We start from the raw sequence: 11,483 nt of genomic DNA, 5'->3' as shown, positions 1-11,483 counted from the left end.
ACGAAAAGAAGGCTCGCCCCATTTTCAGGCATCGTCAGTACCTGGAAAAAGTTAAATGGCACGATCGATTTCAACGGCATATCCGATAGACAGCAATGAGTACCTTCCGAAACGTTCTTGGCGCCTTCGCTTTCATCGCCGCATATGGCTTTGCTAACGCAATGGCTACTAACGCCGGCGAGTATGCCACCCCTACTGCAGAAGAAATCGAAGCAGATATACAAACCCAGCGCGCGGATCTCTGTAACGCAGATAGCTGGCCAGACGAAGGGCAAAGCAAGTTGGCATTTGAACGCGCCTACCAATCCGAGTTAAGTCAGTAAAAACTGAGCCCACTACATTCAAACACAAATCCAACTACTGAGAAATGCTATGCAAATTAATCATACGACCAACAACCCTGCCCATATGCTGGACGTCGTGATCTCAAATCAAAATTTAGAGAATGACGCAGCGCTTGCTCGAGTACTCAAGGTGGCAGCGCCAGTGATCAGCAAAGTTCGCAACAACGTTCTACCCGTTGGGCCAACGTTGTTGGTGAAGCTGCATGAAGCGACAGGTATGACTACGAGAGAAATCAAGGCGCTTGCAGGAATTGAGCAGTACTGATATGAAATCTAACTTCGCCCATAAGCGCGAGATTGCTAGAGGGGCCACAACATCAGACCGCGTTAGTATGCTCTCGCTCATTCGGCGACATTTATTTGTCCTGCTTGTGAGCCAGCCGGGCAGTACACCCGGTTCGCGGACAACTATAGAACTGGTAGCCGCGGCGCAAAACCGTTTCAATATTCGATCCTTGGCACGACGGACAAACAAACAATCCGTCTTTTTTTCGCTTAAAGCACTGCAATTGAGCATCCCATTCATACCTGGGATACAGAAAATAGACCCAGATAGCAAGAAACGCAATTACGCCCACGGCGACCAGAGCCATTTTCGCGAACAGAACGGAGTGTCCCTTAATGGCATCCGCAGGCGTCGCCCAATCCACGAAGGCCCACAAAAAAATACAAGCGGCCGTGATACCGGCAAATATGACGCTGGTGCGACGCTCCTTCATTGCCTTGAAAAAATCTTCAATTTGACCTGTTGCCATTCCCGCCTCCCTGTTAGTACTAATTATTCGAGAATCCTATCATGACAACAAACCCAGTTAAGTACATTGACGACGCTGCATTGGCCGCGCCGCAACGCGAGTCGCGCATCGGAGAGAAGGATGCGGCCTCCTTTGTGCAAGTTGTGAAATGTCGCAGAAGTACTGGTAAAGTGAGATGACGGCAGTGACCGGCATCCACGTACACTTAGTACTAATACCGGTGTTTTGCACCCTCACCGGATATACCGACAAAGCCGTTCGGCGAAAAATCGAGACGGTATCTGGGTTGAGGGAATTCACTACCGTCGTGCGCCAGACGGCCACATAAACATGAATATGCAGGAGTATTACAAATGGGTAGAGGGCGTAAAGGTAACGGCGTAGAGATTCGCGAAGCATCAATTCGCGTGTCTTTTAGCTGGCGGTTGCGTCGTTGTAGGGAGACGCTCGACTTGAGACCGACCGCACCGAACATCAAATTCGCGGAGCGGCTGGTCGATCAGATCAAACACAAGATCCAGATGGGCAATTTTGTCTATGGCGAGTTTTTCCCGAATTCACCCAATGCCGAGAAAATGGGCTCCACAGTCAGAACGTTTGGGGCCATGTGCGACATGTGGCTTAAGACCAAAGGTCGACTGGCGGCTGCCACGCTCTCGCAATATTCAAATGCACTGAAATTCTGGCAGAGCAAGCTTGGCGCCGACAGCCCGATCGAAACCCTGAGTTACGGAAAAATTGTAGCGATCGTTGGCTCGCATCCTTGGCCAAGCGCGAAGCTTTGCAATAATTATCTGATTCCACTTAGAGGTGTCTTTACCTTGGCAGGACGGGAAATACATGAGCTCGTCAATCCAATGCAAGGTATTGAGAATGGCAAACATCAGAAAGCTGCGCCGGATCCGCTCACTACAGAAGAGATGGAGTGGATTCTCTCAAGCATGCGCGAACACTATGATCGTCGGATAGCGAATTATTTTGAATTCGCATTTATGACGGGCATGCGGCCAGAAGAACTGATCGCACTGCGCTGGGGAGACGTCGACTGGAATCACGGCACCGTTAGGGTCGAACAGGCGAGAACTTTTATGGGGCAGCTCAAAAGCCTAAAAACGCATGAAATTCGTGACGTCGACCTGGTTGACCGAGCAATTGCGGTGCTTCAGGCGCAAAAATCCTTCACTTATATGAAATCGGCGGAGATATTTGAGAACCCGGTTACCGAGAAGCCATGGCATGACGAACGCAGCCAGAGGGACCATTACTGGAAGCCAACGTTGAAACGTTTGGGGATTCGCACACGCCGCGCTTACCAAACCCGGCACACTTACGCGACAACAGCATTAATGGCCGGCGTGAACCCGACGTACATCAGCCGCCAGCTAGGGCATGCAAATGCAAAAATGCTATTTACGGTCTATGCAAAGTGGATTGATTCCGCAGATCGCGGGAGGGAGAAAGCAAAAATGGAAGCCGTACTGCGCTTCCATTCCACTGATATTCACTTACAAACAAATTCGAATTTGTCCCGAATTTGTCCCAGCATCCCCGCAAACGTTGAGAATACTGGTAGGCACGATTGGACTCGAACCAACGACCCCTACCATGTCAAGGTAGTGCTCTAACCAGCTGAGCTACGCGCCTAAAGAAGCGAAATTATAATGGCAAATCTCGTTCGTGGCTAGTGTCTTGTGTGAATTTTTTACAAGATCAGTTTTGCGGCGGGTTTTCCGTTGCATCTGCCGCCGGCTGGCGCCATATGCAGGCGCCTTTGGCATCCTTGTCCAAACCGTTGAGCAGCAGCTCATGCTCGGCCAGTTCTTCCGCGTTCGCCGTGCGCACCACGATCTCCGCCAGCGGCAGCAGTTCCAGCGCCGCACCGCCGCCGTCCGCATCGCCGTGCCCTGCCCCAAGGTCGATGCTGAAACTGTTCTGGCCGCGCGTCATCGCCAGGTACACCTCGGCCAGCAATTCGGAGTCAAGCAAGGCGCCGTGCAAGGTGCGGTGGGCGTTAGAGATGCCGTAGCGGTCGCACAGGGCATCCAGCGAATTGCGTTTGCCTGGATACATTTCCTTGGCTTGCACCAGGGTGTCGATGACGCCGGCGACATCGCCGGAAAACGTGCCCTTGCCTAGCAGCTTGTATTCGGCGTCGAGGAAGCCCAGGTCGAACGGGGCGTTGTGGATGATGACCTGGGCGCCGCGGGTGTACTCGCGCAGCTCGTCGAATATTTCGGCGAACTTCGGCTTGTCGCTGAGGAAGGCGGTGGTCAGGCCGTGGACTGCCAGCGCGCCTTCTTCCGAATCGCGCTCGGGGTTGATGTAGCGATGGAAGTTATTGCCGGTCAGGCGCCGGTTCAGCAACTCGACGCAACCGATTTCGATGACGCGGTCGCCGGTGCGCGGGTTGAGGCCGGTGGTTTCGGTATCCAGAACGATTTGTCGCATGGTCACTTAATTTTCAATACAAACATATGTTAATAATAGCGCGCCGCAGCCAATGCGGCCGTGGCGGTGTTATACAACCGTGGTCACGCCGCGGTTGGCGAGCTGGTCGGCGCGCTCGTTGCCGACGTGGCCGGCATGGCCCCGGACCCATTTCCATTCGATCTTGTGCTGGGCCTGGGCGGCGTCTAGCGCCTGCCACAGGTCGACGTTTTTCACGGGTTCGCGCGCCGCGGTTTTCCAGCCGCGCGCTTTCCAGCCGTGGATCCATTCGCTGATCCCTTTTTGCACATACTGGCTGTCGGTATACACCGTCACCTCGCAGGGACGAGTCAGGGCGGTCAAGGCCTCGATCACCGCTTTCAGCTCCATCCGATTGTTGGTTGTATTGCGTTCGCCGCCAAACAATTCCTTTTCCTTGCCATCCGCCACCAATAGCGCACCCCAGCCGCCGGTGCCGGGATTGCCCTTGCAGGCGCCATCGGCATATATCTCTACTTTGTCCATACTGTCTTTCGCTGCTTGTTATATGTGAGACCCCTGCCCTGACTACTCAGCGCCGTTGCGGTCCGTCTTGTGTATCTTGTTGGTGGCCGGCACGCCGCGCGCTGCCTTGATCAGCTGTTTGCTGAAAGCCGGGCCGACCAGGTGCATGCCCTTCACCCGCTTGATCGCCTGCACGATATATACCGCGCCGAAATATGGCCACCAACGGTTGCCGGCCTTTTCCATGAAGGCGAAGCGATGCAGCCACTTGCTGCTGGTATACGGCGGCGCGTAGCAGCCGAAGTGGCCGCGGTTGACTTCCATGTTCAGCAGCTTCAGCCAGTCTTTCAGGCGTAGCAGGCTGATGAACTCGGCGTTCTGCGGCAGGAAATGCACGCCCGACATGCGGCCCGCGGTTTGCCTGATGCCCCACAAACTGGCCGGATTAAAACCGGTGATGATAACCTGCCCTTCCGGAATCAGCACCCGTTCGACCTCGCGCAAGATCTGGTGCGGCTCGGCGGCGAACTCGAGCACATGCGGCAACACCACCAGGTCCAGGCTTTGCGAGGCAAACGGCAGTTCGGCAAAATCGTGGGTCACCACCACGCCGGATTGCGCTTCGCCCGCTGCCGGCAGGCGGCTGTCCGTCAGCCATTTGTGGCGCATGCGGTTCGCTTGCAGGGACTTGATTTGCGGCACGCCGATCTGCATCGCGTTGAAGCCGAAGATATCCGCCGTCATCGCGTCCAGGCGCGCCTGCTCCCACTCCAGCATGTAACTGCCGGTGGGCGTCTGCAGCCAGGGGCCGAGCGCTATAATGGACTTTTCTGACGACGGATTTGCCATGCCTGCCTTAATTGATAAATCAATGAGAGAACCATTCAATAAGTCGTTAAGCGTATTGGCGGTGCCGGCATTCAACGACAATTATCTCTGGCTGATTCACGATGGCCGCCATGCGGCGGTGGTCGATCCCGGCGATGCCCAGCCGATCCTGGCCGCGCTCGCTGCCCACGACCTGATACTTGTCGCTATTTTACTGACACATCACCATGCTGACCATGTCGGCGGCGTACAAACTTTGCTGCGGCACTTCGACATCCCGGTATTCGGCCCTGCCGGCGAAGACATCGCCGGCGTCAGCCAGAAGCTCAGCGAAGGCGATACCGCCGTCGTCCCGCAACTGGGACTGACCTTGTCGGTGCTGGAAGTGCCGGGCCACACCAGTGGCCACATTGCCTATGTGGCGCATGGCCAGCCCTGGCTGTTTTGCGGCGACACGCTGTTTGCCGGCGGTTGCGGCCGCCTGTTCGAAGGCAGCCCGGCGCAGATGGTCGATTCGCTGGGCAAGCTGAGCAGCTTGCCGGGAGACACCCAGGTGTATTGCGCCCACGAATACACCGTCGCCAACCTGCGCTTTGCGCTGGCGGTGGAACCGGACAATCCGGACCTGGTCGCCCGCATGGCCAGCGAACAGGCCAAACGCGCCCGCCAGCAAGCGACCGTGCCGTCGACCATCGCCCTGGAAATCGCCACCAACCCCTTCCTGCGTTACCGGCAGCCGGCCATCCTCGCCAGCCTGCAGGCCAGCGGCCGCATCGACGGCCGGCAATCCGATCCGGTGGAGGCATTCGCCGCCCTGCGCGAATGGAAAAACAATTTCAAGTGATCCGGCTGGCCGGGAGACCTATCAACGTCATTTATTGTGATTGTTGGTTAGATAGTCTCCGCATATCGATTTATTAAAAGTAATACCTGATAAATCAATCACTTATCTCATGTAACAGTGCAATTTTTGCTTGACGGGAGAAAACCGCCTTACGTACACTGCGTCTAATCCATTATTACCGGTTGATTACATCCCGGTTACATAAATTGAACCCATGTACCAGCTAAAACTCAAGACTTTCGCTTTTGCCGCGCTCGCTTTTTTCGGCACTCCGCTCTTGGCCCAGGCCAACGACATTTCCATCTATACCCCCACTTTCAGCCTGATCGACCCGAACGACCCCAGCGCCGGCATGCTCGGCATGGAACAGGTCGATATCTGGGCGCGCATCCGCAAGGGTTTCGGCATCCCTGACCTGGACAACCAGCAGGTAGTCAGCCAGACCGATTTTTACAGCGCCCGCCCGGAATATTTCGAACGCACCACGGTGCGCGCCTCGCGCTACCTGTTCCACGTAGTGCAGGAACTGGAAAAGCGCGGCATGCCGACCGAACTGGCTTTGCTGCCGTTCATCGAATCGGCGTTCAACCCGCAAGCCTATTCCAGCGCCAAGGCAGCCGGCATGTGGCAGTTCGTGCCGGCTACCGGGCGCGACTACAATCTCAAGCAGAACATGTTCAAGGATGATCGCCGCGACGTCCTGGCCTCTACCGACGCCGCCCTGACTTACCTGCAAAAACTGTACGGCATGTTCGGCGACTGGCAACTGGCTTTGGCTGCCTATAACTGGGGCGAAGGCTCGGTGCAGCGCGCCATCAACAAGAACCAGGCAGCCGGCCTGCCGATCGACTTCAACAGCCTGGCGCCGCTGATGCCGGCGGAAACCCGCAATTACGTTCCCAAGCTGCAGGCAGTCAAGAACATCATTGCAGCGCCGGAGATGTACAACATCGCCTTGCCCAAGGTGGACAACCAGCCTTATTTTGTCACCATCGGCAAGACCCGCGACATCGACGTCAAGGTAGCCGCCCAGCTGGCGGAACTGTCGCTGGATGAATTCAAGGCCCTCAACCCGCAGTTCAACCGCCCTGTGATCATCGGCAGCAGCGACACCAAGATCCTGCTGCCTGAAAGCAATGCAGAGAAATTCAAGAACAACCTGACCAAATGGACCCAGACGCTTTCTTCCTGGACCTCGCATACCGTCAGCAGCGCCCGCGAACGGATTGAAACCATCGCCGCCCGCTTCGACACGACGCCGGCCATCATCCGCGAAGTGAACCACATTCCGCCGCGCATGCTGCTCAAGGCCGGCTCCACCATCCTGGTGCCGAAAACCGAAGCCTCCAGCAGCGACATCACCGCCGAAGTGGCTGACAACGCCACCATGGCAGTCACCCCGGACGCTCCCGAAACCCGCCGCATCTATGTCAAGGTCGGCAAGCGCGACACCCTGGCTTCGATCGCCTCGCGCTATCGCGTCAGCGTGGCGCAGGTGAAAGCCTGGAACGGCTTGCACCGCGACGGCGTCAGCCGCGGCCAAAGCCTGCAGCTGCAAGTGCCGAACCGGATGGTGGCGTCGAACTCCGGCAGCAGGAAAGCCGGCAACGTGCGCTACCACAAGGCTACCGCAAGCACAGCGCGCAGCAGCAAGAACAAGGTGGCGGCTAAAAAGAACACCAAGCCGGTGGTCCTGGCTTCCTCTCGCGGGGCGCGCGGCTGATATATTTCCGCAACGCCGGATCAGAAAGACCCAGTCGCCTGGTGCGTATGGGTCTTTTTTTAAATCCGGATCCGATATCAAAAATGCATGATTACTGGTAAAACTGCCAGAGTTGCCGTGAGCGCGGCTAACCCCTACAATCTTGCCCTGTTCAACAAGAATCACACCCAGCGCCCGCAGCATCAATGGCGCGCACATCTGGAGTCAATATGGCATTCCTGCAAGGCAAAAAAATCCTGATCACCGGCTTGCTATCCAACCGTTCGATCGCTTACGGCATCGCCCAAGCTTGCAAGCGCGAAGGTGCCGAGCTGGCGTTCACCTATGTAGGCGAGCGCTTCAAGGAGCGCATCACCAATTTCGCCAAGGAATTCGACAGCGAACTGATTTTTGACTGCGACGTCGGCAGCGACGAGCAAATCAACGCCCTGTTCGCCGACCTCGGCAAATCCTGGGACCACCTGGACGGCCTGGTGCACGCCATCGGCTTCGCTCCTGCCGACGCGATCGCCGGCGATTTCCTCGACGGCTTGTCGCGCGAAGGCTTCAAGATCGCGCACGACATTTCCGCCTATAGCTTCCCGGCGATGGCAAAAGCCGCGCTGCCGATGCTGCGCCCGAATTCGGCGCTGCTGACGCTGACCTACCTGGGTTCGGAGCGCGTGGTCCCCAACTACAACACAATGGGCCTGGCCAAGGCCTCGCTGGAAGCCAGCGTGCGTTACCTGGCCGGTTCGCTGGGTCCCAAGGGCGTGCGCGTGAACGGCATTTCGGCCGGCCCGATCAAGACCCTGGCCGCCAGCGGCATCAAGGGTTTCGGCAAGATCCTGGGTTTTGTCGCCGAGCACGCACCGCTGCGCCGCAATGTGACGGTTGAAGACGTCGGCAATGCCGCCGCCTTCCTGCTGTCGGACCTGTCCAGCGGCATTACCGGTGAAATCACCTATGTCGACGGCGGTTTCTCGCAAGTAGTGGGCGGCATCGCCGAATAATCCGGCGAGCGGCCGCGGTATGCTTAAAGCGCCCGGCATAGCTGGGCGTTTTTTTACAACTCTCCAAAAGGCATTATTGCCAAACTGAAAATAGTTGTTTGTATCTCAACCCTCGACACCTGAAAATGCGCCACAAACAACGGTGCAGCCGCAAACCAGGGCTAATTTGCGGCAATCGCATGAATAAGGTGCGCCGATTGTAAAAGTATTGTATTATTCTGTGCTGCGTTGCAATAACGAACGCAGACAGCAAGTTGCCAGGTCCCGGATCCGGCGGCGCTGTAAAAAACAATAAGTAGCTGCGCAAGCCTAAGCGTGTCCTGGCCTCAAATTGGGACATCGCATTGTAAAAGCCCTCCCGCCTTGTGTGTCGATCCTGACACCGTCCCGGCGCAAAGCTTTTGTGCCGAAATTTCTTTGTATTTGTTTCTTAGTCATTTCGTTGGTTGGCGTTGCTTTTTTGCGTTCGCTGCATTCATCGCATGGTCGATGGCTGTAGTTCATGACGCTGCACTTTACGAAAGAAAAAAATGACTTTTGAATCACTAGGCCTCCACACGTCCGTTATCAAAGCACTGACCGAAGCTGGCTACACAAAACCGACAAGCGTTCAAGAACAAGCCATCCCTGCTGCCATCGAAGGCCGTGACCTGCTGGTTTCCTCGCAAACCGGCTCCGGCAAGACCGCAGCATTCATGCTGCCTGCGCTGCACAAATTCGCCTCCGAGCAACAAGTTGCTCCGGCCGCCGCAGGCAAGACTCCGAATCAAGAAATGCAAGCCTCCCGTTCACGCGGCGAGCGTCCACGCTTCAAGCCGGCACAGCCAAAGATGCTGGTCCTGACACCGACCCGCGAACTGGCTTTGCAAGTAACTACTGCAACCGACAAGTACGGTTCGCACATGAAGCGCGTCAAGGCGATCTCGATCCTGGGCGGCATGCCTTACCCTAAACAGATGCAATTGCTGGCCAAGAACCCGGAAATCCTGGTTGCTACGCCTGGCCGCCTGATCGACCACATGGAATCGGGCAAGATCGATTTCTCGCAACTGCAGATCCTGGTGCTGGACGAAGCTGACCGCATGCTGGACATGGGTTTCATCGACGACATCGAAAAAATCGTTGACGCTACGCCTGAATCGCGCCAGACCATGCTGTTCTCGGCCACGCTGGACGGCGTTGTCGGCAACATGGCAAAACGCATCACCAAGAACCCGATGATCATCCAGATCGCCGGTTCCGCCACCAAGCACGAAAACATCCAACAGAAGGTTCACTTCGTCGACGATCTGTCGCACAAGAATCGCCTGCTGGACCACCTGCTGCGCGACGTCACCATGGACCAGGCAGTTGTGTTTACTGCTACCAAGCGTGATGCCGACACTATCGCCGACCGCCTGAACATCGCCGGTTTCGCTGCTGCTGCCCTGCATGGCGACATGCACCAAGGCGCGCGTAACCGCACCCTGGACAGCCTGCGTCGCGGCCAAGTCCGTGTGCTGGTTGCTACCGACGTCGCCGCTCGCGGTATCGACGTCCCTGCGATCACCCACGTATTCAACTACGATCTGCCGAAATTCCCGGAAGACTACGTCCACCGTATCGGCCGTACCGGTCGTGCCGGCCGTAACGGCGTTGCAGTCTCGCTGGTGAACCACGCTGAAGGCGTCAACGTCAAGCGCATCGAACGTTTCACCAAGCAACTGATCCCGGTCGATGTAGTTGAAGGTTTCGAACCAAAGCGTTCGGCTTCGGCTCCGCGCTCGAACCACAAACCAGGCGGCTGGAAACCAGGCGACAACCGCGGCGGTCCTGCTAAACCAGGCGGCCGTACTTTCAGCAAGCCAGGCGCACCACGCAAAGACGGCGGTGGCGGTGGCGGCGGCTACAAAGGCAACCGTTCGAACGACAGCGGCGCCCGTCGCTCGTTTGGCGACCGCTAAGCAGCAATGGCGATCGTGATGATTGCCTGGCAATCCCCGCAATAAACAAAAAGGCCGCTGGAAATTTCCAGCGGCCTTTTTTATTGGCTCGTCGCCGGCGTCAATTCAAGCCGACCACCCCAGCATCACGGCGCCCAGCGCTATCACCACGCATGACAGCAACCGGCGTAAGGTCAGCGCCTCGCCCAGGAACATGCGGGCGATCAGCGCTGCAAACAGCACGGAAGTTTCGCGCAAGGCTGAAACCGGCCCCATAGGCGCCAGCGTGATCGCCCAGATCACGATGCCATACGCCAGCAGCGACATAGCGCCGCCGCCCAGCGCATTCCAGGTTGCGCGCTCGCGCAAGGCAATCCTCAGGCTGCCGTGCATCGACAGGTAAATCACCAGCAAGGGCAAGCCGTCGAGGAGAAACATCCAGCCGGCGTAGGATGCGGCGCTGCCGGCCAGGCGCGAACCGAGGCCATCGACGATGGTATAACCGGCAATGAAAACGCCGGTGGTAAACGCCGACAACGGCGCATCCCACTGGCGGCTGCCGGCCACGCTGCTGCCGCGCCTGAACTTGATTTGCGCCAGGCTGATGATGCCGGCCGAGATCAGCACCACCCCGGCCAGCGTCAGGACTCCCAACTGTTCGCCGGCGAACAAGGCCGCGCCAAGCGAAACCAGCAATGGCGAGGAACCGCGCGCAATCGGATAAGACTGGCCGAAATCGCCAGCCCGGTAAGCGCGTACCAAAAACAGGTTATAGCCGGCATGCAGGACCACCGACATCAGGATATAAGGCCAGCTGGCAAGCGCCGGCAGCGGCGCCCAGAGTACGATGGGGACAGACGCCAGCGCGGAACCGATGGTCATCAGGGTGATGGCCCATAAACGGTCGCCGCTGCTTTTCAGCATGGCGTTCCAGGACGCGTGCAGCAAGGCTGCGCACAATACCAAAGCAATCACGCCAGCCGTCATGCGCTAGCTCCGTGGGAATACCTTGGGTACCTGATCATGGGTTTTGAAATGAGGCTGGCAAAACCACACATTGTAAATGGTATGCCAGGTCTTCGCCTGCAGCAGGAACCTCACATTTTTGTAGGGTGGGCAGGTTTTTATTGCCCACGCGTTACTG

General features: G+C 57.1%; 12 protein-coding genes, 1 tRNA gene and 2 pseudogenes. 8 read left to right on the top strand and 7 right to left on the bottom strand.

What is annotated here, in order from left to right; all coding sequences use genetic code 11:
• The first annotated feature begins 95 nt into the window (after positions 1-95).
• Both CFter6_RS08545 and CFter6_RS08540 read left to right on the top strand, forming a co-directional pair.
• A complete protein-coding gene (locus CFter6_RS08545) occupies positions 96-323 on the top strand; it encodes a hypothetical protein (RefSeq protein WP_061539568.1) in 228 nt (75 codons plus the stop codon).
• A 49-nt stretch (positions 324-372) separates the two neighbouring features.
• Positions 373-609 (top strand): hypothetical protein, encoded by a 237-nt coding sequence (locus tag CFter6_RS08540; RefSeq protein WP_061539567.1) that lies wholly within the window; start codon positions 373-375, stop codon positions 607-609.
• A 91-nt stretch (positions 610-700) separates the two neighbouring features.
• Here the strand turns inward: CFter6_RS08540 and CFter6_RS08535 are convergent, their stop codons facing one another.
• Positions 701-1,099, bottom strand: coding sequence for a hypothetical protein (locus CFter6_RS08535; protein WP_061539566.1), 399 nt, complete (start codon positions 1,097-1,099; stop codon positions 701-703).
• A gap of 353 nt (positions 1,100-1,452) precedes the next feature.
• Here CFter6_RS08535 and CFter6_RS26930 point away from each other — a divergent pair.
• Positions 1,453-1,602, top strand: a pseudogene (locus CFter6_RS26930) (Arm DNA-binding domain-containing protein); the annotation flags it as partial.
• Positions 1,603-1,764: 162 nt separating this feature from the next.
• On the opposite strand, the gene CFter6_RS08530 reads toward CFter6_RS26930, so the two are convergent.
• Positions 1,765-1,983 (bottom strand): hypothetical protein, encoded by a 219-nt coding sequence (locus tag CFter6_RS08530; RefSeq protein ID WP_061539565.1) that lies wholly within the window; start codon positions 1,981-1,983, stop codon positions 1,765-1,767.
• Here CFter6_RS08530 and CFter6_RS26925 point away from each other — a divergent pair.
• Positions 1,957-2,514 (top strand): annotated as a pseudogene (locus CFter6_RS26925) (site-specific integrase); the annotation flags it as partial. The gene CFter6_RS08530 and the pseudogene CFter6_RS26925 overlap by 27 nt on opposite strands.
• Positions 2,515-2,666: 152 nt before the next feature.
• On the opposite strand, the gene CFter6_RS08525 reads toward CFter6_RS26925, so the two are convergent.
• The 4 genes from CFter6_RS08525 to CFter6_RS08510 all read right to left on the bottom strand — a co-directional run bounded on the left by CFter6_RS08525 (position 2,667) and on the right by CFter6_RS08510 (position 4,879).
• Positions 2,667-2,743 (bottom strand) — tRNA-Val (locus tag CFter6_RS08525).
• Between the two features lie 66 nt (positions 2,744-2,809).
• A complete protein-coding gene (dnaQ, locus tag CFter6_RS08520; protein ID WP_061539564.1) occupies positions 2,810-3,547 on the bottom strand; it encodes a DNA polymerase III subunit epsilon in 738 nt (245 codons plus the stop codon).
• A 69-nt stretch (positions 3,548-3,616) separates the two neighbouring features.
• Positions 3,617-4,051, bottom strand: coding sequence for a ribonuclease HI (rnhA, locus tag CFter6_RS08515; RefSeq protein WP_014005453.1), 435 nt, complete (start codon positions 4,049-4,051; stop codon positions 3,617-3,619).
• A gap of 42 nt (positions 4,052-4,093) precedes the next feature.
• On the bottom strand, positions 4,094-4,879 hold the full coding sequence (locus tag CFter6_RS08510) for a class I SAM-dependent methyltransferase (protein ID WP_061539563.1): 786 nt from the start codon (positions 4,877-4,879) through the stop codon (positions 4,094-4,096).
• Between the two features lie 22 nt (positions 4,880-4,901).
• On the opposite strand from CFter6_RS08510, the gene gloB reads away from it, so the two are divergent.
• From gloB to CFter6_RS08490, 4 genes are all read left to right on the top strand, one after another.
• Entirely contained in the window at positions 4,902-5,702 is an 801-nt protein-coding gene (gloB, locus tag CFter6_RS08505) for a hydroxyacylglutathione hydrolase (protein ID WP_061539562.1), read from the top strand.
• A 214-nt stretch (positions 5,703-5,916) separates the two neighbouring features.
• Positions 5,917-7,425, top strand: coding sequence for a transglycosylase SLT domain-containing protein (locus tag CFter6_RS08500; protein WP_061539561.1), 1,509 nt, complete (start codon positions 5,917-5,919; stop codon positions 7,423-7,425).
• A gap of 209 nt (positions 7,426-7,634) precedes the next feature.
• Positions 7,635-8,417 carry an enoyl-ACP reductase FabI gene (gene fabI, locus CFter6_RS08495; RefSeq protein ID WP_061539560.1) on the top strand — a complete coding sequence of 261 codons (783 nt, stop codon included), beginning with the start codon at positions 7,635-7,637 and terminating at the stop codon, positions 8,415-8,417.
• Positions 8,418-8,947: 530 nt separating this feature from the next.
• A complete protein-coding gene (locus CFter6_RS08490; RefSeq protein ID WP_061539559.1) occupies positions 8,948-10,360 on the top strand; it encodes a DEAD/DEAH box helicase in 1,413 nt (470 codons plus the stop codon).
• A 105-nt stretch (positions 10,361-10,465) separates the two neighbouring features.
• On the opposite strand, the gene CFter6_RS08485 is transcribed toward CFter6_RS08490, so the two are convergent.
• Complete coding sequence (locus tag CFter6_RS08485; RefSeq protein WP_061539558.1) at positions 10,466-11,326, bottom strand: DMT family transporter; 861 nt, start codon at positions 11,324-11,326, stop codon at positions 10,466-10,468.
• Positions 11,327-11,483 lie beyond the last annotated feature (157 nt).

The organism is Collimonas fungivorans (assembly GCF_001584145.1).
In the GTDB taxonomy this organism is placed as follows: Bacteria; Pseudomonadota; Gammaproteobacteria; order Burkholderiales; family Burkholderiaceae_D; genus Collimonas; species Collimonas fungivorans.
This window is presented reverse-complemented; position numbering and strand designations above follow the sequence as displayed.